Raw genomic sequence first — 23,521 nt, 5'->3', positions numbered from 1 at the left:
AATTCAGGAAACCTACAGTAATAAACCGACTATTCAGTTTTATTCAACAGCCTCGTAACAACAGGCGATATTTAAAACTATCAAGGAGTATAATTAAATGAAATTACTAAAAAGCACAGCATTAGTGTTGGTTCTTCTATGCTCAAAAAGCATGGCCTATGCCTCTCAAGTGGAAAAAATCAGTGATCCTCTAAAATGGCCTGCACAATGTGATGCTGTCAAATTTTCTGATGAGGATAAATATCTGGAACGATTGCCTGATATAGTTCCCTCTAATGCAGATTCTGCTCAACTGAAAGCTATTAAAAAAATCAGTTCAGGCCCTCGTGGCTGTATCTTTGGACCATTTTCAGTGTTGTTGAGAAGCCCTGAGCTACTGAATCGAGTACAAATGCTTGGTGAGCATGTTCGTTTTACTTCACCGTTACCAAAATCCATCCGTGAGTTTGCGATTTTGATCGTCGGTAGGGAAGTTCAATCGCCTTATGAATGGTATATTCATGAACCGATCGCTTTGCGTTCGGGTGTTTCAAGACATACCGCAGATGCATTAGCTGCACAACGTATACCAGAAAACATGACGTATGACGAAACCATTGTCTATCAATTTATCACCGAGCTAAATAAAACTCATATGGTTAAAAATGCCACTTATGATGCTGTCAAATCTCGATTTGGCGAATCCGGCATAGTTGAACTTACTGCTCTGGATGGTTATTTCTCTTTATTGGGAAAAGAACTCAATGTAGCCAGGAAACCAGTACCTGAAAACGTCCTGTTGCCATTTAATCCTCCGTGGAAAATTAATTCTTAACTGAATTGGATATAAGAAAATATGTCTTTAACGATTACTGAAGAATGCATTTACTGTGATGTTTGCCGCCCTGCTTGCCCCAACAAAGCAATTTCTGCAGGGAATGAGTACTATGAAATAGACTCAAACCTCTGTACTGAATGTATTGGTCATTATGATGTTCCACAATGTCAGCAAGTATGTCCTGTCGATTGTATACCCCTTCTTCCGGAGTTTGCCGAGACTAAAGAGAAATTATGGGAAAAATTTGTGAGAATAACAGAGTAAATATTTTTGCAATTGTAATATGTTTTTATTATTTTTGTGAAAACATTCTGAACCAATTGAATTTATGTCATTAGTAATTTAATTTTAATGATTCCAGTTTATTGTGGATTTTACTTTTTAGGTAATTAATTGTTAATTTTTATATAATTTGTTTCTCTCAAAAAAATAAATATTTTTTTGAATGTTATTTAATGTTCCATATGGCCAATAATACTTATTGGCCATATGCTATTAGATTTTTTTATAATTAAAAATTTATTCTAATATCGCTTGATTTGCATATGGAAAGATAAACTGTAGCGATCTATATTTTTGTTGTGGATTACTTATGTGGAATAAAATCCTTTTGGGATAGATTATTAATGTATAATCGCTTGTCTGCGCGGGAGAAGTGGAACACATCATCTACACCAAATATATCAGCCACATTATGTAATCGTGAAAATACAGGTAGTGGCTGAAATATAGGCAGCAACGAAAATAATGAAGCTCTTATTTTGTGGTAATTAACCTTGCGCTGATTGTTCTTGTGGTGCTTGACCTCACTTAAGAGCGAGACGGTTTATACTCGCTTTTCGTACTAACCGATTTTTCGTCGTGGGCATGCACGTGTCCAAGCAACGCGAAGATCAGCAATGCTGTAAGAACAGCGGCACTCGACAAAAGAAACAGTGTGGTTTGAAATGCAGAGTCGTAGCTATGCAGAACTGCATCGCCCAAACCCGGCAATAAAGCACTGGCACCTGCGACGTCGCCAATGGCTGCACGGCTGGCGACTTGTCTGAGTACTGCGTCAGAAACTATGTCCGAAAGACCAGCGTGAATACGTGCCGCCAACAGCGCGCCCAATACTGCCAGTGCCACGCCATCGGCGGACACACGCACTGCATTGAAGATACCGGTTGCCATGCCTGCGCGTTCTTTCTCTACAACACTGACCGCCAGACTGTCCATCAGGCCCCAAGGTAAACCGATGCCAATGCCAATCAACATCATTGGCCATAATAAAGCGCCATCGGCTGCGCCTCCTGCAAGGGTTTTCCCCAGCCAAAACAATCCCAGAGCCAGAATCAGCAAGCCAATACCGGAAAGTACGCCCGCTGACAGCCATCGAGCTAATATTCCGGCGATGAAGGGCACTACCAGTAATGGCGCAGAAAGGGTAACCATCAACTGTCCGGCCTCCAACGCGTTGTAGCCATCTACGCTGATGAAACGCACCGGCAGAATCACTATCAGAGTGATGTAGAAAAATGCGGGTGAAGCGCCGAGTATCTGTATGCCTATGAAGCGGGCGTTACTGAACAGAGACAGGTCGAGCATTGGTCGGGCCTTATATCGCTCGATGATGACGAAAGCAATAAAAAGAACGACAGTCGCTGCCAGCGATATGATGACGCCGGTATCCGCCCAGCCATGCTCAGGTACGAGCAGCAGGCCGTAAGTCAACAGAGTGAGAAAGCCTGAGAAACTAATGGCTCCCGGCCAATCCAGCCCCATCGCTTGTGGATCGCGTGACTCGTCGGCAGTAAAGAATGCCAGAATCAGGCTTATGATACTGAGCAGCCCGGTTGCCAGAAATACCCAGCGCCAGCCTGCTGTATCTGTCAGCCAACCCGCCACCAGCGGCCCAAAGGCCAACGCCACGCCGAAGCAGGTTCCCAGAATACTGAATGCACGGGTGCGCAATGAACCGTGAAACACCTGCGCCAGAGTAGAAACACCGCCGGCGAAGGCTATCGCACCGCCAGCGCCTTGCAACAAGCGCAATGCATCCATCCACAGTATTGAAGGTGCATAGGGAATGGCGAATGTTACCACGATGAATAACATCAAGCCGAGTAACCAGACGCGCTTGCGCCCATAGGTATCAGCCAGACTGCCAGCAGCCATCATCAGGCTGCCGTAGGTGAGAATGTAGCCATTTATTACCCAATTGAGTTGACTGGGTGTGCCTCCCAGTACCTGATGGATGGACGGCAACACTACCGCTGGGCCGGTGAAGCACAATGGTGTCAGGATGCCGGTCAGGCAGACGGACAGTAACAACAACCAGCGGCGTACACCGGCATCATGTGTGGGCATTATAGCTTCCTCTTTAGGGTCGAATTAAGCGCTGAAACCGCCGTCTACATCGAATACCGAGCCAGTAATAAAATGCCCGCCATCGCCAGCCAGATGCAGCACGGTAGCAGCAATATCTTCGGGTTGACCGTAAGCCGGCAGTGCCAATCCAGCCAGTTTTGAAGGTGCACGCGGGCCATCGGCTGGATTCATGTCAGTATTTGTTGGGCCTGGCTGTACGAGGTTGACCATGATACGGCGTGCACCCAGATCGCGTGCCACACCTTTGGTGAAGCCAACCAGGGCCGCTTTGCTGGTGGCATACAAGCTGAGACCAGGCTCCCCTGCGCGTGTAGCAAGGCAACTGCCGATGGAGATAATACGCCCACCGTCGGGAAGATATTTAACCGCCTGCATGGTGGCGGCGAACACCGCTCGCAGATTGACAGAAATAGTGCGCTCAAAGTCGTCAAGCGTGAGTTGGTCGATAGTACCAGTCAGGAAGTTACCAGCGTTGTTGACCAAAATATCCAACTGCCCGAATTTGGCGACGACGGTATCCACTGCCGCGATGACCTGTGTGGCATCAGTTGCATCGGCAGCGATAATTTCGGCACGGCGGCCGAGTGAACGAATCTCGTCGGCCACGGCTTGTGCCTTATCCTGAGATGTGCCATAGGTGATAGCAATGTCCGCACCTTGTGCGGCCAGGGTGCGCGCAATGGCTGCACCAATTCCACGGCTGCCTCCGGTAACGAGGGCGACTTTTCCTGCAAGTGAACTCATGTTATGGACTCCTAGGTATAGTCAAAAAATAAATAACATTTTTCCCCCTGCACCTGCTTGAGTGTTTTCCGTTTGCTGTGCAGGCCCGGCCACCACAACAGGCGGAACGCGGGTTAAGCTGGGCTTTTATGTCATTATGTACCGATCGATATAAATATAGATGAGACGGTCTCACATTGTCAATGACTTTTATATCGATTAGTATTTATATAAGGTCGTATTTATGTAGAACAGTATTTATGCCGTTGCACCAGAGGAGTCAGTTATGGCAAAAATGGGTCGTCCCCGTACCTTCGATCGTGATGAAGCTGTCCAACAGGCGATGAACCTGTTCTGGGAACATGGTTACGAATCCACATCCCTATCGCTGCTTAAAGCAGGCATTGGTGGTGGCATAACCGCCCCCAGTTTTTATGCTGCCTTCGGTTCCAAAGAAGCGCTGTTTCGAGAGGTGGTGGAACGGTATATCGCTACACACGGTCAAGTCATCACCAGTTTATGGGATGAAAATCTTTCACCGCGCCAAGCCGTCGAACTTTCTTTGCGCCGCTCTGCAAAGATGCAAACTGAACCAGATCACCCCAAAGGGTGTCTGCTGGTGCTGTCAACCAGCACTTGTTCACCAGAGCATGAGCATGTACAGAAGTTACTTGCCAAACAGCGTGAGCGTACGAGTGAAGGGTTTCGACAGTGTATGCAGCGTGCAGTCAACTCTGGGGAACTGCCTGCGGATACCGACATACAGGCTTTTGCCGCCGCCTTTTACTGTTTCCTCGGTGGATTGTCCATATTGGCGCGCGATGGGGTATCTGGTGCTGTGCTGGATGCGGCGGTTACGGAAATCATGCGCAATTGGGATATGCGCGTGGCTTCTATGGCTGACTAGATACCACTAGTCCTTGCGGATGTCGTTCTATCAGTTGGATTGGCCTATAGGGAAAAATTAGCTGAAAAAACGGTAAGAATGAGAAAAAGCAAGGCCGGGCGCTGCTGTTTGCAGCGTCCGGTATACATTGTCAGATTATTGAGGCCACTTCATCTCGCCTTTCAGCACTTTGGCACCCATTTCCAGGCTGGATTCATCAGCAAGGTTTGGATAGTGTTTCTTCATCGCGGCAATCAACGCTTCGGAATCTTTTGCTTTTGGCAACTCTTTTTCCAGTGTAGTCAGATAATTTTGCGTGAAATTCACTGACTGCAATGACATCGATGAATCGCCCAGGTAATGGCTTGGTACAACAGTCTCTGGTTTCAGTTTTTTAATGCGATCTAATGTTTGTACCCAATGTTGACGCGATTCTTTAGTTTGAGTATCCGCAGTCCAGACATGAATGTTGTCTGAAACGATAACGCCACCCACGACGGCTTTCAGTTTCGGTATCCAGACAAATGTACGATCTGCTGCCGGGCCATCCAAGCCTTCAACAATCAATTTTTCGCCATCAACCATAAATGTGTTGCCTTTCAGTGGCTCAGGCACAACGATTTTTTTAGGTGCCTGATCTGCCAGAATTTCACCCCAATAAGCCAGTTTACCGTCTTTGGTTTCATTGATGGCTTTGATGGTTTCAGGTGATGCAATGATTTTGGCGTCAGGGAACGCGTCTGTTATCACATCAAGCCCAAAATAAAAATCGGGATCAGAATGGCTGATGTAAATCGTTGTTAATTTTTTGCCGGTCTGCTGGATCATTTTTACCAGCTCTTGCGCATCATTTTTCTTAAACTGGGCATCGATCAGGACAACTTCACGGTCACCACTGATAATTTCTGAAGAAACAGGGAAAATGCCTTTTTCACCTGGGTTGTAGATACCCATCTTGAGTTCGGCAGCTTGAGCCAGTGCTGTCATTCCTAAAGACAGGGTCGCCGCCAGAGCGATAGTTGATGTTGTTTTGCGAGCCATCATTGAATTCCTATATCAAAATGCTTGTTTGCTTGAATGGCACGTATGATAAGTTGCATATTTCGATTTAAAAACACCATAATCAGCAATTATTTGTTGCGTATATCGATCTAATGGGTGGTTGAAATGGACAGGATCACAGCAGCACAAGTGTTTGTGACGATTGTTGAGCAAGGAAGTTTAATTGCGGCGGCAGAGCGGTTGGATATGTCAAGAGCAATGGTGTCACGTTATTTGGCTGAAATGGAAAAATGGGCGGGAATTCGTTTATTGCATCGTACAACGCGCAAAATTAGCCTGACTTCGGCAGGGGAGAGTGTATATCATCGCTGTCTTAAGTTAATGGAATTGGCGGAAGCCATGCCTGTGCAGCAATCATTGGAAGCACAAACATTGAGGGGATCGTTGCGTGTCAGTTGTTCTCAATCATTGGGCATGAGTGCGCTGGCGGTTGCCATTCCAGAATTTATGCAGATGTATCCACAGATTGCTGTCAATCTGCAAATGAATAATAAAGTCGTTAATTTGATAGAAGAACGTGTTGATTTGGCAATCCGCATTACTAACAACCTGGAGCCAAATCTGATCGCTCGTCCATTATCGACCTGCCATTCCATTATTTGCGCTGCCCCATCTTACTTGGCAAAGAATTCACCACCTAAAAATCCCGAAGATTTAGCATCACATAATTGCCTGACTTATAATTTTTTCGGCAAAAGTTTGTGGGTATTTGAAAAACAGCATGAATGCTATTCAGTTCCGGTCAGTGGCACACTAAGCGCCAATGAGTCCACGGTATTAATGGAAGCCGCTTTGCAAGGGGCTGGAATCGCAATGCAACCTTATTATTCTGTTGCTTCTTATTTAATGTCAGGGCAGCTAGTCGAGTTGATGCCGGATTACCAACCTCAGGCGATGGGGATTTATGGTATCTATGCCAGCCGGCAAAATATGCCGGCGACTTTGCGTGTATTGCTGGATTTTCTGGTGAACTGGTTTGCTACATCAGAGCACTGGCAAAAATTAATGCTGAAACGCTGAAGATAATTTTTCGGGAAATGAAACTATGTGCTGTTTTAAATGAGTGATAAACGCCTCTACAGGCTCTGAGGTGGGGCGGTGTATTGGCTTGATTAAACTTACGGTGAAAGGAATATTGATACTGAATGGGCGAATGCAAATCTCGGTATTCCTATCTAAGTAGTCCAAAGCCGTGAGTGGATTGATAATAGATATGCCAATGCTTTCATTAATCATGGCACAAATTGAGGCCGTACTGTGGGTTTCCATCACCATTTTTCGGCTGACGTGATGTTCAGTAAATATTGCATCAATGAGCTGTCGATAACTGTCTGTTATCGACAGGCTGATAAAATTCTGCCCGTGAAAATCTTCTGGTGTCAGATGTGATTTTTGGCTGAGTGGGTGATTGGCCGGCAGAACGCAAACCTCATTTAAAGTCATCAGGGTTTCTTGTTCAGTGCCTGCGGGTGTCTGTAAGTGTTCGGTTAAACCAAAATCGTGACGCTGCGCTGAAAGCCATTCTTCCAACAAAGGGGATTCTTGAGGAATGATAGTCAATTTCGCCTCAGGATAACGCTGGATAAAGCTACTGCAAACTTTGGGAAGCAGGGATTGGGTGAACATGGGCAAACAGGCGATGGATAGTTGGGCATATTCAAATTGGCGAATACTGTCTGCTGCATTGATTATTCTCTCTAGGCCGTAGTAAGAACGCTGTACCTCTTCAAATAACCGCAATCCCTGTACTGTAGGAAACAATCGTCCTTTGATGCGATCAAATAATTTTAGTTTCAGCAATTTTTCAAGTCGGGCGAGTTCACGACTGACTGTTGGTTGAGATGTTTTCAACAAGATCGCAGCATCGGTCAGATTGTTAGTGGTCATTACTGCATGAAAAATCTCAATATGTCGCCATGAACAAGGATGCATATATTTTTCCTTTATTGTTTGTGCCCGCTGGAATCGTCCGTTCACGATAGGTTGGCATGATATTCTCATGCCACGTAAATATTATACTAAAAAGCGGCTCTAAAAATAGACAACTCTATATCACAGGTGAATAGAGTGCGGATAAATGGATATTTTTTTCCAACCTTGTTATTGCCCATAATGAATCATCTGCTGATTCTGTAAGGTACTTCAATGACAATTGCAACTTTTCCCCCCAATTTTGGGAAACATTTTACCCGTGAGCACCTTTCTCAATTACCTCATCAATATGGAACTCCATTATGGGTTTACGATGGCGATAGCATCATTCAACAAATCGAGAAATTAAAACAGTTTGATGTTATCCGATTTGCGCAAAAAGCATGCTCCAATACTCATATCCTGCGTTTAATGAGAGAGCAGGGTGTTAAAGTCGATGCGGTGTCATTGGGCGAAATTGAACGGGCGCTTTATGCGGGTTTTCAACCGGGGCGGAAAAAATCAGAAATTGTGTTTACTGCTGATGTGATTGATGAAGCAACTCTGGCCCGTGTCATTGAACTGGATATTCCTGTAAACGTTGGCTCTATTGATATGCTGGACCAGATAGGTGAACGCCAGCCCGGACATCCTGTTTGGCTACGCATCAACCCCGGATTTGGGCATGGGCATAGCCAGAAAACGAATACAGGTGGCGAAAACAGCAAACATGGCATTTGGTATCAGGAAATTTCTTCTGCGATTGAAAAGATTCGTCAGAACGGATTGAAATTGATGGGATTGCATATGCACATTGGTTCAGGTGTGGATTATCAGCACCTTGCCAATGTATGCAATGCGATGGTGGAACAGGTCATATTGTGTGGGGAAGATATTCAGGCTATCTCAGCGGGAGGGGGACTATCGATTCCTTACAATAGCAGCGAAGAAGCCGTGGATACGGAACACTATTATAGTTTGTGGCATGAAGCCCGTCAGCGCATCGAGCAACATCTGGGGCACCATGTTGAGTTGGAAATTGAACCGGGGCGTTTTTTGGTTGCTCAGTCCGGCATCTTAATGGCAGAAGTGCGGGCCGTGAAATCGATGGGAAGTCGTCATTATGTGCTGGGGGATGCGGGATTCAATGATTTGATGCGACCGGCAATGTATGGCAGTTATCACCATATTTCAGTGTTGCCTGCAACCGTTCATGATGATAGCCGCAATCTACAGGAAAACGACTTGCAGGAAACGTTGGTCGCCGGACCATTATGTGAATCAGGTGACGTTTTTACCCAGTTGGAAGGAGGGGAAGTTATACCGCGTATGCTGCCTCGCGTTCAGGTTGGTGATTATCTGATTTTCCATGATACAGGAGCGTACGGCGCATCCATGTCTTCTAATTATAATAGCCGCCCTTTGATTCCCGAAGTTTTGTTCACTGGAGGACTGGCTCGTTTGATTCGGCGTCGCCAGACAATAGAGGAACTGTTATTGCTGGAGTCTGTGTAAAATAAAATACGGGGCGTTTTATGTCCCCGTATTTGTCTTATTTATCTTGCTTCAACTCTTTCTTTCTTCAATCAGCATCAGAGTTAGTCAGTGTCAGGCAACTTTAGTTTGACTCTGACTTTCAAGCTTTTTTGCTGAATGCGGTACAGCAAAAGCATCCGCCTCAAACTCATCAACATTGATTGAACGCAGGCGGCTGTTTTCAGCACGTTTGAGAATATTCGCCTCTTCTTGAGTGATTTTATTCTCTGCCAGCGCTTTTTCGGCCAAGTTATCCAAGCGAGTAAAGCTCAGATTTTTGCCTGCTTCACGGCTTAAACGGGCATGGATTGGCTCTGCTGCGAGGATATCGAGCAATGCTTCTTCCAATAAGCCGTGAGGATTGTGTTCGCTGGGTGTCAGGTATTGGCCACGCCCGATACGGCTACGGGTTGCAGAAGGCGTTTGCAATATCTGAGCCAGCTTGTGATCCAGTTTATCGGATGGTGCAGTATGCGCGCGACCCAATGGGAAGACGATAACATGCATTAAACCAGCAATCAGGCGGTTCGGGAAATTGAGCAGTAAATCGTTCATCGCCAGCTCTGCTTGATGCAAGCTATCTTCTACAGCCCATTGCACCAATGGCAAATCTTCTTTTTGGCGGCCTTCATCTTCGTAGCGTTTTAACGCAGCGGAAGCCAAGAAAATTTGACTCAGAATATCACCCAAGCGTGCAGAAACGCGCTCACGACGTTTCAGGCTGCCACCCAATACGCCCATTGAGACATCAGAAAGCAGGGCAAGGTTGGCACTTAATCTATTGATCTGCTGGTAGTAGCGACGGGTTGCGTCATTCATTGGTGATTTGCTGGTTCTGCCCTTGGTAAGGCCGAGCCACAGGCTGCGCAGAGTATTGCTGGCAACATGGCCGAGATGACCAAACAGCGCCTTGTCAAAGGCTTTCACGTTGTTATTTTCTGCCGCCGCGATTTCAGCCAGAACATAAGGATGGCAGCGAATTGCACCCTGACCGAAGATTATCAGACTGCGGGTCAAGATATTCGCACCTTCTACAGTAATGGCAATCGGGGCGCCCTGATAACCGCGGGCAAGGAAGTTGGATGGCCCAAGGCAGATGCCTTTACCGCCAGCGATATCCATTGCATCGATAAAGGCGCGTTGTCCTCTGTGAGTACAGTGGTATTTCACGATAGCGGAAAGAACAGCAGGTTTTTCGCCTAGCATAATGCCGGTGGTAACCATGGTTGCTGCTGCATCCATTAGGTAAGAGTTACCGGCGATACGTGCCAATGGCTCTTCAATGCCTTCCATTTTACCGATGGAAACTTTGAATTGACGGCGGATATGGGAGTAAGCCCCAATCGCCATGGCAGCACTTTTCAGTCCACCTGTTGCATTGGAAGGCAGGGTAATGCCACGGCCAACAGACAGACATTCAACCAGCATTCTCCAACCCTGGCCTGCCATTTTTGGCCCACCGATGATGTAATCGATAGGAACAAAAATATCTTTACCGCGGGTTGGGCCATTTTGGAATGGAATATTCAACGGGAAGTGGCGCTTGCCAATCTCAACACCCGGGGTGTTGGTTGGGATCAAGGCACAAGTGATGCCCAGAGACTCAGTATCACCTAGCAGATGATCAGGATCGTACAGTTTGAATGCTAGGCCCAATACAGTAGCGATAGGTGCCAGCGTGATATAGCGCTTATTCCAGTTCAGGCGCATGCCAAGCACTTGCTTGCCTTGCCATTCACCCATACAGACGACGCCTGTATCCGGAATAGAACCGGCATCAGAGCCAGCTTCAGGGCTGGTTAAAGCAAAACAAGGGATCTCTTCACCACGGGCCAGACCTGGCAGATAGTGTTTTTTCTGCTCATCGGTGCCGTAGTGTTGCAGCAATTCACCTGGGCCCAAAGAGTTAGGCACGCCAACAGTAATTGCCAGAATACCGGATACCCCAGACAGTTTTTGTAGTACCTGAGATTGAGCGTAAGCGGAAAATTCCAGACCACCGTATTCTTTCTTGATGATCATGGCAAAGAAACGCTTTTCTTTCAGATAATTCCACAGCTCTGGCGGTAAATCAGCCAGTTCATGGGAGATTTGAAAATCATTTGCCATGCGGCAGGCTTCTTCTACCGGACCATCAATAAAGGCTTGCTCTTCAGCAGTCAATTGTGGTTTTGGGTAGTTATGCATTTTTTGCCAATCTGGATTACCGCTGAACAGATCGCCTTCCCACCAAGTTGTTCCTGCGTCAATAGCTTCTTTCTCTGTTGTGGACATGCTTGGCATGACTTTGCGGAAAGTTTTCAAGCCAGGGGCAGAGAATAAAGAAATACGTACTGGAGTGAAGATAAGTGGTAAAAGAACAATGGCTAACGGTAACAGCAGCCAGTAACTCCAAAGGCCAGCCATACCCATGACAATAGTATAGGCAGCAAGCAGTAAGCTACTGAGCATCAAGCTGACTTTGTGGTAGCAAAGCCCGCCAATCAAGACTAAAAATAAAATAATGCTGAGAGCGGTCATAGTAAAACTCCTGTAAATCTCAGGTTGAGTTGTCAGAGGTCTGACCTGTTGCGATGTCCTTCTGTTTTAGATGAGGAAAGGGCAATTATCAATATATTTACATCTTAATTACAATCCAGCTCACAAAGTCACTCAAGTTTTGTACGGAATAATTTCACAGGGAGGCAATGGCATCTTCTTTCAAAGGGGGGAATCCGTTACACTGAGCGGCTGATGTTATTAATCCCGAAGACCTTTCAGGAGTATGAGTCCCATGTATCAAGATCTGATCCGCAGTGAATTATCTGAAGCCGCAGACACGCTGGCTAAATTCCTCAATGATGATGCAAATATTAATGCTATCCAAGAAGCAGCGGTTTTGCTGGCTGATTCATTCAAGGCAGGAGGAAAAGTGCTTTCCTGTGGCAATGGTGGTTCACATTGTGATGCCATGCATTTTGCGGAAGAGTTGACTGGCCGCTACCGGGAAAACCGTCCGGGCTATCCGGGCATTGCGATTTCTGATCCAAGCCATTTGTCCTGTGTGAGCAATGACTTTGGTTACGATTATGTTTTTTCCCGTTACCTTGAAGCCGTTGGTCAGAAAGGCGATGTTTTGTTGGGGATTTCAACGTCAGGAAATTCCGGCAATATTATCAAGGCGATTGAAGCCGCTCGTGCCAAGGGGATGAAAGTGATTACTTTAACCGGTAAAGATGGCGGGAAAATGGCGGGAACGGCAGATGTTGAAATCAGAGTACCGCATTTTGGTTATGCGGATCGCATTCAGGAAATTCACATCAAGGTGATTCACATCTTGATTCAATTGATTGAAAAAGAAATGGTTAAAGCCTGATTTCTATCCGCAGGGGTAGGAAGCAGGGGCAGTTGTTAGGGGTAGGCAATGTGTGAATTACTTGGTATGAGTGCCAATGTACCAACAGATATCGTTTTCAGCCTGAGTGGGCTGATTCAACGAGGTGGGCACACCGGCCCTCACAAGGATGGTTGGGGAATTACTTTTTATGAAGGGTTGGGATACCGGACGTTTAAAGACCACCAGTCCAGTTGTCGCTCCCCTGTGGCGCAATTTGTACAGGGTTGCCCGATTAAGTCGGAAGTGATTGTCGCTCACATTCGTCAAGCAAACCGCGGTAATGTTTCTCTGGTAAATACTCATCCATTTACCCGCGAGCTTTGGGGTAAATATTGGACTTATGCCCACAATGGGCAACTGAAAGGATTTCGTAGTCTGAAAACGGGTCATTTCCGCCCGGTTGGTGAGACGGACAGCGAGTGGGCATTCTGCTGGATATTACATCAATTATCCCTAAAGTATCCTAAACGGCCTTCTAACTGGAAGCCTGTATTTAAATTCATTGCATCTTTAGCCGATGAGTTGAGAAAGAAAGGGGTTTTCAATATGCTCTTGTCAGACGGGCAGTTTGTGATGGCTTACTGTTCTACTCAATTAAATTGGATTACCCGTCGTGCCCCTTTTGGCAGGGCAAAGTTACTTGATCAGGATGTTGAGATCGATTTTCAGCAGCATACCCAACCCGGGGATGTAGTCTCAGTCATTGCGACTCAGCCTTTGACCGGCAATGAAAATTGGCATCGTATTGAACCAGGGAGCTATGTGCTATTCCATTTTGGTGAGCGTGTAGTTTGATTCAATATTTTCGGGCAGAGGTTGCTTTTCGGGATTTGCGCTAACGATGTATTGCCCGCCTATTACGCTGACATTGGCAGGAACACTATGTTTGGCAAAATACTCATAGGCGGGCTGCAACTGTTTCCAAAAAGGATAATTGTCGTTATTTTTATGCCGTACCATATTTTGTGATGTCATCCTGAAGGGATAAATATTGATCTTGATTTCATGTTGTCCGTGATAAAGTGCACTTTCCGTATATTGATATATTTCATCCATATAGCGATTGGTCATGGCATAACAGCCAATAGACTTGCATTCACCATGAATCATTAAGTTACTGCCGGAATAACCTCTGGATTTATCAAACTCATTGGGGAAACCTAGATTAATGGCCCGATAATAGTGGCTATTCGGCTTTAACTGTTTAAGCCTGACGTGATAAAACCCTTCGGGGCTTTTAAAGTCTCCAGGCAATATTTTGGGGCCAAGCCCACCAGAGTAATTGCAGATCGGATAACTTTGGGTTAACTGGTAACGGCCATTGCTGTTTTTTGTATAAATTTCAAGAAGTTTCTCTTCTTTGAGTATTTGGATGAAAATCTCAGCACCAAGTTGTTTTAATAATGTTTTTTGGGGCGGTAAGTTGAGCCACGATGAAGATGATTGTTGTATGGCTGTCTGTGCGGTAGCAGAAAGCGGAATATGCAATAGCAATAGGTTTACTGAAAGAGAAAAAATGATTTTTTTCATAAAGTAACCGTATGAAAGGGTGTGGAGTTATCAAAATATTGAATGCAGGATTACAAAATTTTAGCGAAAGATTGAGTAAAAGATAGCAGTGATAACTGACCTATGTGAAGATACTTTTTGGTTAAAAAGTATTCTGGTGTAGGTAAAAATGAGCTTATAGCTCGCCTTTCTCGAATAGTTAACGGTTCAGCAGAGAAATTATTCTTATTTGCTTGAACTAAGTCACTTGATTATTCAGACAGCCAGTGGGGGAAATGTTAGAATTACCGCCGGCGAAAATTAAGAGAAAATTGTAACAATTATCGGAGTGAATGACTTGAGCCGCATATCGCTCAAGCTGTTTTTAATTACTGAAGTCGCTGCGTTACCCCAAGGGTAATTGGTAGCATATGATTTAATTGATAAACTTGTGCAAATCTTATGATTAAAATTAAAAAAGGACTCGACCTCCCGATAGCAGGAGCGCCTGCCCAAGTTATAGAAGATGGTCCGACGATTCGCCATGTCGCTTTACTCGGCGAAGAATATGTTGGAATGCGTCCTTCTATGCTGGTAAAGGAAGGTGAGCATGTCAAAAAAGGGCAAATTCTTTTTGAAGATAAAAAGAATCCAGGGGTTGTTTTTACTAGTCCCGCAAGCGGAAAAATTGTAACTATCGCTCGCGGTGAGCGCCGTATCCTGCAATCTGTCGTGATTGAAGTGAATGGCGATGAGAAAGTGATGTTTGATTGTTATGATCGTGCAGAGCTTGCTGGTCTTAGCCGTGAACAAGTAGAAAAAAACCTGCTTGCGTCAGGGTTGTGGACAGCACTGCGTACGCGTCCTTTCAGTCGTTCTCCTGTTCCCGGTTCCACACCAAAGGCTATCTTCGTCACTGCAATGGATACCCAGCCACTGGCTGCTGATCCATTGGTTGTTATCGCGACACAGGAAGAGGCTTTTGTTGATGGCCTGAATATTCTGTCAAAATTGACAGAGGGAAAAATCCACGTCTGTCATGGCGCTGGAAAGATCCCAACCGCAGGAAACAACACGCAAATTACCTATAACCAATTTGCCGGGCCGCACCCAGCAGGTCTGGTTGGTACTCATATTCATTTCCTTGCGCCTGTCAGTATCCAAAAAATGGTGTGGCATTTAGGCTATCAGGATGTTATCGCCATTGGTAAGTTATTCACGACAGGTGAACTTTACGCCGAGCGTGTGGTATCTCTGGCTGGCCCTCAAGTTAAAACGCCACGTTTAGTGCGTACCCGTCTGGGTGCAGACTTACTGGAACTAACACAAAATCAGCTGAAAGAAGATGAAAACCGCATTATTTCCGGTTCTGTGCTGTGTGGTACAAAATCGGATGATGCTCATCAATACCTTGGCCGTTTCCACACTCTGGTTTCTGTGCTGGCAGAAGGCCGTGAAAAAGAGCTGTTTGGCTGGATTGCGCCAGGAGTTAATAAGTTCTCCATTACCCGTACCACAATTGGTCACTTCCTGAAAAAGAAACGTTTTGCTTTCTCAACCACCACAAATGGTGGTGAGCGCTCTATGGTGCCGATTGGCAACTACGAGCGTGTGATGCCGTTGGACATCATGGCAACACATCTGCTGCGTGACTTGCTTGCAGGCGATACTGACAGTTCTCAGGCGCTGGGTTGTCTGGAACTGGATGAAGAAGATTTGGCATTGTGTACCTATGTTTGCCCCGGCAAATATGAGTACGGTCCGGTATTGCGTGACGTGCTGACTAAGATTGAGCTGGAAGGGTAATTCATGGGCCTGAAAAATTTATTTGAAAAAGTAGAACACCACTTTGAGGCCGGTGGCAAACTGGAAAAGTATTATCCTCTTTATGAGGCAGTGAGCACCGTTTTCTATACTCCGGGTACAGTAACAAAAGGGCGTGCCCACGTCCGTGATGCCATCGATCTCAAACGTATGATGATCTTGGTATGGATGTCTGTTTTTCCAGCAATGTTCTGGGGAATGTATAACGTTGGTAATCAGGCCATTCCGGCGCTGACCCATTTATACAGCGGAGATGCGTTACAGCAGGTTTTGGCTTCTGACTGGCACTATGTGCTTGCGCAGTATCTTGGGGCCTCGCTGACACCTGATGCAGGTTGGGGCAGCAAAATGTTGCTGGGCGCAACCTACTTCCTGCCAATTTATGCCGTGGTTTTTGTGGTGGGTGGCTTCTGGGAAGTTCTGTTCGCCATTATCCGTAAACATGAAATCAACGAAGGTTTCTTCGTCAGTTCTATTCTGTTTGCGTTGATTGTTCCGCCAACCTTGCCATTATGGCAAGCAGCCATAGGGATTACCTTTGGTGTTGTGATTGCCAAGGAAATCTTCGGTGGTACAGGGCGTAACTTCCTTAACCCTGCTTTAGCTGGCCGTGCTTTCTTGTTCTTTGCTTATCCGGCTCAAATTTCAGGTGATTTGGTTTGGACAGCAGCTGATGGTTTTTCTGGTGCGACTCCTCTGTCTCAATGGGCAACCTCCGGTAGTCACGGCTTGGTAAATACCATTACTGGGCAGCCAGTCACATGGATGGACGCTTTTATCGGTAATATTCCTGGTTCAATCGGCGAAGTTTCCACGTTGATGATCCTTATCGGTGGTGCCATCATTTTGTTTGCCCGCATCGCTTCATGGCGCATTGTCGCGGGTGTGATGCTCGGTATGATTGCGACTTCTTACCTGTTTAATCTGATTGGCTCTACCACTAACCCAATGTTTGCTATGGAGTGGTATTGGCATCTGGTTCTGGGTGGCTTTGCTTTCGGTATGATCTTTATGGCGACCGATCCTGTCTCCGCTGCATTTACGGACAAAGGTAAATGGGCATACGGTATTCTGATTGGTGCTATGTGTGTTCTTATCAGAGTAGTAAACCCAGCTTACCCGGAAGGCATGATGTTGGCGATTCTGTTTGCTAACCTGTTCGCGCCACTGTTCGATTATCTGGTCGTTCAGGCCAATATTAAGCGGAGAAAAGCCCGTGGCTAATGATAAACCAAAAAATAATGACAGCATTGGTAGAACGTTTCTCGTTGTTTTTGTGCTGTGCCTTGTATGTTCGATTGTGGTTGCGGGATCAGCTGTAGGCCTGAAAGCACAGCAGCAAGAACAAAAACAACTGGATAAACAGCGTAATATTTTGGATGTAGCCGGTTTATTGAAACCAGGCATGACAACTGCGGAAATCAAAGAGATTTACAACAGCCGTATCCAGCCTGAATTGCTTGATTTGAAAACAGCAACGCTGGAAAAAACTAATGGCGATTTTGATCTGAATAACGCTTTGCGCAGTGATGAAAGCAGTATTGCTTTGCCACCAGAGCAGGATCTGGCAAAAATCCGCCGTCGCGCCAATATGGCAGAAATCTATTTGGTGAAAGATGAAGCCGGTAAGACGACAGAACTGGTTCTGCCTATCTACGGATCAGGTTTGTGGTCAGTGATGTACGCCTTTATTTCCATTGATGTAGACGGTGTGACATCTCGTGGTATCAGTTATTACTCTCATGGTGAAACCCCGGGCTTGGGTGGAGAAGTTGATAACCCTCAGTGGCGCAAGCAATGGGTAGGTAAAAAACTCTACAACCCGCAAGGTGTTCCGGCACTTAAGATCGTTCGTGGTGGGGCAGGTGATAATCCTTACGGTGTAGATGGTTTATCCGGCGCGACCCTGACCTCCAACGGTGTTCAGCATATGTTTGATTTCTGGTTGGGTGATAATGGTTTTGGCCCGTTCCTGAAAAAAGTACGTGAGGGAGCCCTGAAAGATGGCTGATAGTAAAGAGATAAAACGCGTCCTTCTTGGGCCGCTGTTTGATAATAACCCAATTGCATTGCAGGTTTTGGGTGTGTGTTCAGCATTGGCTGTGACCACCAAGCTGGAAACTGCATTGGTTATGACAATTGCTGTGACACTGGTTACAGCGTTTTCTAACTTTTTCATTTCATTGATTCGCAACTTCATTCCGGGCAGCGTGCGAATCATTGTACAAATGGCTATTATCGCATCACTGGTTATCGTAGTAGACCAAATCTTGCGGGCTTATGCTTACGAAATTTCCAAACAGTTATCGGTGTTTGTCGGCCTTATTATTACGAACTGTATCGTAATGGGACGTGCTGAAGCCTATGCGATGAAATCACCGCCTGTTGAAAGTTTCATGGACGGTATCGGTAACGGTTTAGGCTACGGCGTGATTTTGTTGCTGGTTGGCTTCCTGCGTGAACTGTTTGGTTCCGGAAAATTGTTAGGTATCACGGTGTTGGAATCTGTCAAAAATGGCGGTTGGTATCAGCCGAATGGCCTGTTCCTGCTGGCACCGAGTGCATTCTTCATTATTGGTATGCTGATTTGGGGTCTGCGGACTCTGAAACCTGCGCAGGTTGAGAAGGAGTAACAAACAAAATGGAACACTATATTAGTTTGTTTGTCCGCGCAGTCTTTATCGAGAATATGGCGTTATCTTTCTTCCTCGGTATGTGTACGTTTCTGGCGGTATCAAAGAACGTGAAGACGGCTTTTGGCCTCGGTGTTGCTGTAACGGTTGTATTGGGTATTTCTGTCCCTGCCAACAACCTTGTCTACAATCTGGTACTCCGTGACGGGGCCTTGATGGATGGGGTTGATCTCAGCTTCTTGAACTTCATCACCTTTATCGGGGTGATTGCTGCACTGGTACAGATTCTGGAAATGATCTTGGATCGCTATGTTCCGGCACTTTACAACGCGTTAGGAATTTTCCTGCCGTTGATTACCGTAAACTGTGCGATTTTCGGTGGCGTTTCTTTCATGGCACAGCGTGACTATAACTTCAGTGAATCCATCGTATATGGCTTCGGTTCCGGCATGGGCTGGATGCTGGCGATTGTTCTGATGGCCGCTATCCGTGAAAAAATGAAATATGCGGATGTTCCGGCGGGTCTGAAAGGGTTGGGGATCACCTTTGTCACTACTGGCTTGATGGCATTGGGCTTTATGTCCTTCTCCGGTGTGCAGCTCTAAAGGCGAGAAGAATTCATGGATATAATCATTTTAGGCGTAGTAATGTTTACCCTGATTGTGTTGGTACTGACGGCAATGATTTTGTTCGCAAAATCTAAGTTAGTGAACACCGGGGATATTAAAGTTGAAGTCAATGGCGATGAGGACAAAAGTTTCTCTGCTCCCGCCGGTGACAAATTGTTGAATGTGCTTTCCGGCCAGGGGATTTTTGTGTCCTCTGCGTGTGGTGGTGGTGGCTCTTGTGGTCAGTGCCGTGTGAAAATCAAAGAGGGCGGCGGCGATATTCTGCCTACCGAACTGTCTCACATTAATAAGCGTGAAGCGAAAGAAGGTTGCCGTTTGGCGTGTCAGGTCAATGTTAAACAAGACCTGAAAATCGAATTGCCAGAGGAAATTTTCGGCGTTAAGAAATGGGAATGTGAAGTTATCTCCAACGATAACAAAGCGACTTTCATTAAAGAATTGAAACTGAAAATTCCTGAGGGAGAAGTCGTGCCATTCCGTGCCGGTGGTTACATTCAGATTGAATGTCCGCCACACGTAGCCCGTTATGCTGACTATGACGTACCAGAGGAATACCGTGAAGATTGGGATAAATTCAATCTGTTCCGTTATGTTTCTGAAGTCAAAGAGCCAACGGTTCGTGCATACTCAATGGCGAACTATCCGGAAGAGCACGGCATTATCATGCTGAACGTGCGTATTGCGACTCCACCGCCAAGAAACCCAGATGTTACTCCGGGTATCATGTCTTCTTACATCTGGTCATTGAAAGCCGGTGATAAGGTGACGATTTCTGGCCCATTTGGTGAGTTCTTTGCAAAAGACACGGATGCAGAAATGATCTTCATCGGTGGTGGTGCGGGTATGGCGCCAATGCGTTCTCACATCTTAGATCAGCTCAATCGTTTGAATTCCAAGCGTAAGATCACCTTCTGGTATGGCGCACGTTCTAAGCGTGAAATGTTTTATACCGAAGATTTCGACAGTTTGGCCGCAGAAAACGAGAACTTTAGCTGGCATGTAGCGTTGTCTGATGCCCTGCCGGAAGATAATTGGGATGGTTACACAGGCTTTATCCATAATGTCCTGTATGAAAACTACCTGAAAGATCATCCAGCACCAGAAGATTGTGAGTTCTACATGTGTGGGCCTCCGGTCATGAACGCCGCAGTAATCAAGATGTTGAAAGACCTCGGCGTAGAAGATGAAAACATCATGCTGGATGATTTCGGCGGTTGATGATGTACCCAATATATTTCAAGTCAATCGATTTCAAGTTTCAGCCACCCGTGCGATAGCTTGAAAGACCGCGAATATAAAGGGTAGTGCATTGATTTAACGGCAGCGCCCACTCTAGGTGGGCGCTGACGATTCAGAACAAGGCAAACATAAGTCAGAAAGAGTAAGTTATGTTGAGTAAAAAAATTATCAACTGGGGTACATTGTTTTTTGCGGTTGTGCTGTTGTCGGCGTGCGGCGGCCCTGAACAGCAAGACTTGAGTGGGCAGACGATGGGGACTTATTACTCCGTTAAATACGTTTCTGACTCGTCGGTAGCTGCTCCGGAAGACCAGCAAAAAGAAATTGATCGGTTGCTGGAAGAAGTCAACAATCAAATGTCCACTTATCGGCCAAATTCTGAATTGAGTCGTTTTAATCAAAGTCGTGAAGTGAATAAACCTTTCCCGGTCTCTGCCGCTACAGCCAAAGTTGTCAAAGAAGCTATTAGAATTAATAAGCTCACTGAAGGCGCGCTGGATGTGACTGTTGGCCCATTAGTCAATTTGTGGGGATTTGGGCCAGAAGGAAGGGTAACCAAGGCACCGACGAATAATGAGTTAGAAACTCGCCGTGCTTGGACGGGAATCGATAAATTGTCCGTTGAGGGCAATAACCTGATCAAATCTATCCCTGAACTTTATGTTGATCTCTCCTCTATCGCCAAAGGCTATGGTGTCGATGTTGTAGCCGAATATCTGGAATCCCAGAACATCAAAAATTACATGGTTGATATTGGTGGTGAAGTTCGCACATCGGGTCACAATGGCAAAGGAAATCCATGGCGGATTGCAATTGAAAAGCCATCAGACAAAGGGATGGCCCAGAGTGCTCAAGAAATAATTGCGCCGGGAAATATGGCCGTAGCGACATCCGGCGACTATCGTAATTATTTTGAACAAAATGGCGTACGTTATTCCCACACGATTAATCCTAAAACCGGAAAGCCGATCAGGCATAATCTGGTTTCAATTACGGTAATAGCGCCAACCTGCATGAGCGCAGATGGCTTTTCTACCGGCTTGGATGTATTGGGGCCTGAGGAGGGAATGAAAGTGGCTGAGAAACTGAATATCCCGGTCTTTATGATTGTCAAAACCAAAGATGGCTTCGAAGAGCGCTATAGCGCGGCTTTTAAAGCATACTTACAGAAGAAATAAGAAGGGGGAAAAGTTATGGAAGTCTTTATCGCCGCTTTTATCTTCTTCCTGCTGGCTTTTGCAGGAATGGCACTGGGCTATATCGTCAAGCGCAAGAGTATTCAGGGAAGTTGTGGTGGATTGGGCAGCATCGGTGTAGAAAAAGTATGTGATTGCCCTGAACCTTGCGATGCCCGCAAAAAACGCGAAGCAAGGGAAGCCGCTCGTCTTGCCCAACTGGAGAAAAACCGCATTCTTTGATGAGAATACAATCTCATCAAAACGTTAGGTCATTTAGCAAAATGCGCCTTATCTCCTTCGCCCAGTACGGGCGAGGGAGATAAGGCAAAAAGCCCAGAGAGCTTTAAAAGATTAATCAGGCGGTGACTGACTCTGAACATAAGCTCCTGAGTGTTTCAATTATTGCCCCACCGGCACTACAAACGCAGTACGAATATCAGGATAACGATTCCAATACCAAGTACCGCCGACATTCTTACCTTTTTCGATATCAAGTACTTTTAACCCTAATTCGTTATGAATTCGAAAACCTCCCTGTTGTTTCAACTCTGTAATGGCTTGTTGTGTCGGCAATTGCTTGAATACGCGCTTGTTGACTGAGAGTTTGATTCGCAAGTTCACGTAAGTTCATTTCCCTATTCACCATTACAATTTTGGATACAGCAGGTATACGTTTTTGCTCATATTTCTCTATTGCAGATCTGAAGTCAGAGGTTTCTTTGATAGCGGAAGCAAGGACTTCGGCATCAATGATAGATTGAGTTGCTCCATTTGCACCGATTGGGAACATAGGATGGGCAGCATCTCCTATTAGAACAGACTGATTATGACTCCATTTATCCAGCGGGTTTCTATCCACCATCTCGGTTCGCATCAATGCCTTGCTTTCGGTGATTAATGTTCGGAGATTAAGCCAATCAAAATGCCACTCTTTAATGAGGTCAAGTAGGTAATCTGTCGCTTGGGATCGATTGGCTATTACATCAAATGGCTTATCAAGTGAAATAGGAACAAGGAGCACCCAATTAATAAGGCTTTCCCCACGCAGATCATGAGCTTTGGATACAGGATATGCAATGAGACGAACCTTATTCTCATTATTGTTTGCGTGAATCATGGTTCGACCATCCAGAAGCTTTGGCATGGGGGTAATTCCCCGCCATAACATCATATTGCCAGCATTGAGTTGCATAGAGTCTGGAAATAAATTTTGCCGCACTACTGAATGTATACCATCAGCCCCTACGATAAGGCTTTTTGCCCATTCTGGGTTTTGTAAAACATTAGTAGAAAACGTCGTGCCAAAGTTAAAGGCTGCTTTTGTATTAGCTATAGAAAATATTAGGTTAAGCAGTTTGGAACGAGATATAGATATCTGCGGAGCATCGAAACCTGCTTTTATCCCCCTTTCTTCTTCGAAAAGAGTAGTCCCTAAATGGTCAACATAGCGGTGTGCTCTGGTTTGTATACCACAAGAATCCAACTTTTCAGCAAGCCCTAAACGGTATAAAACTGATACTGCATCAGGTTGAATATTTAAGCCAAATCCAACTTCAGAAAAATTCATTCGCTGTTCATAAACGTCACATTTTATTCCTGATAAAGAAAGTTGGGCAGCAAGTGTTACCCCTCCGATTCCCGCCCCTACAATGATGACTTTATCCTCACAATCAATTATCGCTGTCATACTAACTAGCCTCTTTTTAATCAAATGGTTAATGCTAAACAGTCAATTTTTCCGGGTCTCACATAATTCAGATATCTTTAATTCATCCTTTATAGATTTCCCGTTTTGGCTTGGCTGATTTAAGTTTGGTACGATTGGAATAAACTTGAGCCGGTTTTTTTC

General features: G+C 45.6%; 22 protein-coding genes. 15 read left to right on the top strand and 7 right to left on the bottom strand.

From position 1 onward, the window contains the following. The first annotated feature begins 97 nt into the window (after positions 1-97). Together BM100_RS23410 and BM100_RS12915 are read left to right on the top strand one after the other, a co-directional pair. Positions 98-814 (top strand): carboxymuconolactone decarboxylase family protein, encoded by a 717-nt coding sequence (locus tag BM100_RS23410; RefSeq protein ID WP_211284492.1) that lies wholly within the window; start codon positions 98-100, stop codon positions 812-814. 21 nt (positions 815-835) lie between these two features. Next, positions 836-1,081, top strand: a complete 246-nt coding sequence (locus BM100_RS12915; RefSeq protein WP_092511573.1) for a YfhL family 4Fe-4S dicluster ferredoxin — start codon at positions 836-838, stop codon at positions 1,079-1,081. Positions 1,082-1,627: 546 nt separating this feature from the next. Here BM100_RS12915 and BM100_RS12910 read toward each other — a convergent pair. Both BM100_RS12910 and BM100_RS12905 read right to left on the bottom strand, forming a co-directional pair. Next, positions 1,628-3,166, bottom strand: a complete 1,539-nt coding sequence (locus BM100_RS12910) for an MFS transporter (protein ID WP_092511571.1) — start codon at positions 3,164-3,166, stop codon at positions 1,628-1,630. A 24-nt stretch (positions 3,167-3,190) separates the two neighbouring features. After that, positions 3,191-3,931 carry an SDR family NAD(P)-dependent oxidoreductase gene (locus BM100_RS12905; protein WP_092511569.1) on the bottom strand — a complete coding sequence of 247 codons (741 nt, stop codon included), beginning with the start codon at positions 3,929-3,931 and terminating at the stop codon, positions 3,191-3,193. A 265-nt stretch (positions 3,932-4,196) separates the two neighbouring features. Here BM100_RS12905 and BM100_RS12900 point away from each other — a divergent pair, with 265 nt between their 5' ends. Continuing rightward, positions 4,197-4,817 (top strand): TetR/AcrR family transcriptional regulator, encoded by a 621-nt coding sequence (locus BM100_RS12900; protein ID WP_092511567.1) that lies wholly within the window; start codon positions 4,197-4,199, stop codon positions 4,815-4,817. A 135-nt stretch (positions 4,818-4,952) separates the two neighbouring features. Here BM100_RS12900 and BM100_RS12895 read toward each other — a convergent pair whose 3' ends face one another. Beyond that, complete coding sequence (locus BM100_RS12895; RefSeq protein WP_092511565.1) at positions 4,953-5,837, bottom strand: MBL fold metallo-hydrolase; 885 nt, start codon at positions 5,835-5,837, stop codon at positions 4,953-4,955. Positions 5,838-5,963: 126 nt separating this feature from the next. Between BM100_RS12895 and BM100_RS12890 the strand changes: the two genes are divergently transcribed. After that, positions 5,964-6,878, top strand: coding sequence for a LysR family transcriptional regulator (locus BM100_RS12890; protein ID WP_092511563.1), 915 nt, complete (start codon positions 5,964-5,966; stop codon positions 6,876-6,878). Here BM100_RS12890 and BM100_RS12885 read toward each other — a convergent pair. Further along, on the bottom strand, positions 6,861-7,790 hold the full coding sequence (locus tag BM100_RS12885; protein ID WP_092511561.1) for a LysR family transcriptional regulator: 930 nt from the start codon (positions 7,788-7,790) through the stop codon (positions 6,861-6,863). The two genes, BM100_RS12890 and BM100_RS12885, sit on opposite strands and share 18 nt — an antisense overlap. A 213-nt stretch (positions 7,791-8,003) precedes the next feature. Here BM100_RS12885 and lysA point away from each other — a divergent pair, with 213 nt between their 5' ends. After that, on the top strand, positions 8,004-9,284 hold the full coding sequence (gene lysA / locus BM100_RS12880) for a diaminopimelate decarboxylase (protein WP_092511559.1): 1,281 nt from the start codon (positions 8,004-8,006) through the stop codon (positions 9,282-9,284). A gap of 93 nt (positions 9,285-9,377) precedes the next feature. Here lysA and fadE read toward each other — a convergent pair whose 3' ends face one another. After that, positions 9,378-11,825 (bottom strand): acyl-CoA dehydrogenase FadE, encoded by a 2,448-nt coding sequence (gene fadE / locus BM100_RS12875; protein ID WP_092511557.1) that lies wholly within the window; start codon positions 11,823-11,825, stop codon positions 9,378-9,380. Positions 11,826-12,078: 253 nt separating this feature from the next. Here fadE and lpcA point away from each other — a divergent pair, with 253 nt between their 5' ends. Further along, the gene (gene lpcA / locus BM100_RS12870) at positions 12,079-12,660 is read left to right on the top strand and encodes a D-sedoheptulose 7-phosphate isomerase (protein WP_092511555.1); all 582 of its coding nucleotides are present in this window, start codon (positions 12,079-12,081) and stop codon (positions 12,658-12,660) included. A gap of 48 nt (positions 12,661-12,708) precedes the next feature. Beyond that, entirely contained in the window at positions 12,709-13,476 is a 768-nt protein-coding gene (locus BM100_RS12865) for a class II glutamine amidotransferase (protein WP_092511553.1), read from the top strand. On the opposite strand, the gene BM100_RS12860 is transcribed toward BM100_RS12865, so the two are convergent. Further along, the gene (locus tag BM100_RS12860; RefSeq protein ID WP_092511551.1) at positions 13,447-14,211 is read right to left on the bottom strand and encodes a L,D-transpeptidase family protein; all 765 of its coding nucleotides are present in this window, start codon (positions 14,209-14,211) and stop codon (positions 13,447-13,449) included. The two genes, BM100_RS12865 and BM100_RS12860, sit on opposite strands and share 30 nt — an antisense overlap. A gap of 420 nt (positions 14,212-14,631) precedes the next feature. On the opposite strand from BM100_RS12860, the gene BM100_RS12855 reads away from it, so the two are divergent. The 8 genes from BM100_RS12855 to nqrM all read left to right on the top strand — a co-directional run bounded on the left by BM100_RS12855 (position 14,632) and on the right by nqrM (position 21,912). Next, positions 14,632-15,975, top strand: a complete 1,344-nt coding sequence (locus BM100_RS12855; RefSeq protein WP_092511549.1) for a Na(+)-translocating NADH-quinone reductase subunit A — start codon at positions 14,632-14,634, stop codon at positions 15,973-15,975. Positions 15,976-15,978: 3 nt separating this feature from the next. Then, positions 15,979-17,217, top strand: a complete 1,239-nt coding sequence (locus BM100_RS12850; RefSeq protein ID WP_092511547.1) for an NADH:ubiquinone reductase (Na(+)-transporting) subunit B — start codon at positions 15,979-15,981, stop codon at positions 17,215-17,217. Next, positions 17,210-18,004 carry a Na(+)-translocating NADH-quinone reductase subunit C gene (locus BM100_RS12845; protein WP_092511545.1) on the top strand — a complete coding sequence of 265 codons (795 nt, stop codon included), beginning with the start codon at positions 17,210-17,212 and terminating at the stop codon, positions 18,002-18,004. The genes BM100_RS12850 and BM100_RS12845 overlap by 8 nt, the downstream gene beginning before the upstream one ends. After that, on the top strand, positions 17,997-18,626 hold the full coding sequence (locus BM100_RS12840) for an NADH:ubiquinone reductase (Na(+)-transporting) subunit D (RefSeq protein WP_092511543.1): 630 nt from the start codon (positions 17,997-17,999) through the stop codon (positions 18,624-18,626). Before BM100_RS12845 ends, BM100_RS12840 begins: the two co-directional genes overlap by 8 nt. An 8-nt stretch (positions 18,627-18,634) precedes the next feature. After that, positions 18,635-19,231 carry an NADH:ubiquinone reductase (Na(+)-transporting) subunit E gene (nqrE, locus tag BM100_RS12835; RefSeq protein ID WP_038235359.1) on the top strand — a complete coding sequence of 199 codons (597 nt, stop codon included), beginning with the start codon at positions 18,635-18,637 and terminating at the stop codon, positions 19,229-19,231. A gap of 15 nt (positions 19,232-19,246) precedes the next feature. Then, positions 19,247-20,473, top strand: a complete 1,227-nt coding sequence (gene nqrF / locus BM100_RS12830; protein WP_092511541.1) for an NADH:ubiquinone reductase (Na(+)-transporting) subunit F — start codon at positions 19,247-19,249, stop codon at positions 20,471-20,473. Positions 20,474-20,643: 170 nt separating this feature from the next. Continuing rightward, positions 20,644-21,672 (top strand): FAD:protein FMN transferase, encoded by a 1,029-nt coding sequence (locus BM100_RS12825; RefSeq protein ID WP_092511539.1) that lies wholly within the window; start codon positions 20,644-20,646, stop codon positions 21,670-21,672. 15 nt (positions 21,673-21,687) lie between these two features. Continuing rightward, a complete protein-coding gene (nqrM, locus tag BM100_RS12820) occupies positions 21,688-21,912 on the top strand; it encodes a (Na+)-NQR maturation NqrM (protein WP_092511537.1) in 225 nt (74 codons plus the stop codon). A gap of 274 nt (positions 21,913-22,186) precedes the next feature. Here the strand turns inward: nqrM and BM100_RS12815 are convergent, their stop codons facing one another. After that, the gene (locus tag BM100_RS12815; RefSeq protein ID WP_092511535.1) at positions 22,187-23,359 is read right to left on the bottom strand and encodes an FAD-dependent monooxygenase; all 1,173 of its coding nucleotides are present in this window, start codon (positions 23,357-23,359) and stop codon (positions 22,187-22,189) included. Between the last annotated feature and the right edge of the window lie 162 nt (positions 23,360-23,521).

Origin of the sequence: Xenorhabdus mauleonii, from assembly GCF_900113945.1 — a bacterium.
Taxonomy (GTDB): domain Bacteria; phylum Pseudomonadota; class Gammaproteobacteria; order Enterobacterales; family Enterobacteriaceae; genus Xenorhabdus; species Xenorhabdus mauleonii.
This window is presented reverse-complemented; position numbering and strand designations above follow the sequence as displayed.

Coding starts and splice junctions, on each gene's coding strand:
- BM100_RS23410 (WP_211284492.1), top strand. CDS start 98: ATGAAATTACTAAAAAGCACAGCATTAGTGTTGGTTCTTCTATGCTCA.
- BM100_RS12915 (WP_092511573.1), top strand. CDS start 836: ATGTCTTTAACGATTACTGAAGAATGCATTTACTGTGATGTTTGCCGC.
- BM100_RS12910 (WP_092511571.1), bottom strand. CDS start 3,166: ATGCCCACACATGATGCCGGTGTACGCCGCTGGTTGTTGTTACTGTCC.
- BM100_RS12905 (WP_092511569.1), bottom strand. CDS start 3,931: ATGAGTTCACTTGCAGGAAAAGTCGCCCTCGTTACCGGAGGCAGCCGT.
- BM100_RS12900 (WP_092511567.1), top strand. CDS start 4,197: ATGGCAAAAATGGGTCGTCCCCGTACCTTCGATCGTGATGAAGCTGTC.
- BM100_RS12895 (WP_092511565.1), bottom strand. CDS start 5,837: ATGGCTCGCAAAACAACATCAACTATCGCTCTGGCGGCGACCCTGTCT.
- BM100_RS12890 (WP_092511563.1), top strand. CDS start 5,964: ATGGACAGGATCACAGCAGCACAAGTGTTTGTGACGATTGTTGAGCAA.
- BM100_RS12885 (WP_092511561.1), bottom strand. CDS start 7,790: ATGCATCCTTGTTCATGGCGACATATTGAGATTTTTCATGCAGTAATG.
- lysA (WP_092511559.1), top strand. CDS start 8,004: ATGACAATTGCAACTTTTCCCCCCAATTTTGGGAAACATTTTACCCGT.
- fadE (WP_092511557.1), bottom strand. CDS start 11,825: ATGACCGCTCTCAGCATTATTTTATTTTTAGTCTTGATTGGCGGGCTT.
- lpcA (WP_092511555.1), top strand. CDS start 12,079: ATGTATCAAGATCTGATCCGCAGTGAATTATCTGAAGCCGCAGACACG.
- BM100_RS12865 (WP_092511553.1), top strand. CDS start 12,709: ATGTGTGAATTACTTGGTATGAGTGCCAATGTACCAACAGATATCGTT.
- BM100_RS12860 (WP_092511551.1), bottom strand. CDS start 14,211: ATGAAAAAAATCATTTTTTCTCTTTCAGTAAACCTATTGCTATTGCAT.
- BM100_RS12855 (WP_092511549.1), top strand. CDS start 14,632: ATGATTAAAATTAAAAAAGGACTCGACCTCCCGATAGCAGGAGCGCCT.
- BM100_RS12850 (WP_092511547.1), top strand. CDS start 15,979: ATGGGCCTGAAAAATTTATTTGAAAAAGTAGAACACCACTTTGAGGCC.
- BM100_RS12840 (WP_092511543.1), top strand. CDS start 17,997: ATGGCTGATAGTAAAGAGATAAAACGCGTCCTTCTTGGGCCGCTGTTT.
- nqrE (WP_038235359.1), top strand. CDS start 18,635: ATGGAACACTATATTAGTTTGTTTGTCCGCGCAGTCTTTATCGAGAAT.
- nqrF (WP_092511541.1), top strand. CDS start 19,247: ATGGATATAATCATTTTAGGCGTAGTAATGTTTACCCTGATTGTGTTG.
- BM100_RS12825 (WP_092511539.1), top strand. CDS start 20,644: ATGTTGAGTAAAAAAATTATCAACTGGGGTACATTGTTTTTTGCGGTT.
- nqrM (WP_092511537.1), top strand. CDS start 21,688: ATGGAAGTCTTTATCGCCGCTTTTATCTTCTTCCTGCTGGCTTTTGCA.
- BM100_RS12815 (WP_092511535.1), bottom strand. CDS start 23,359: ATGACAGCGATAATTGATTGTGAGGATAAAGTCATCATTGTAGGGGCG.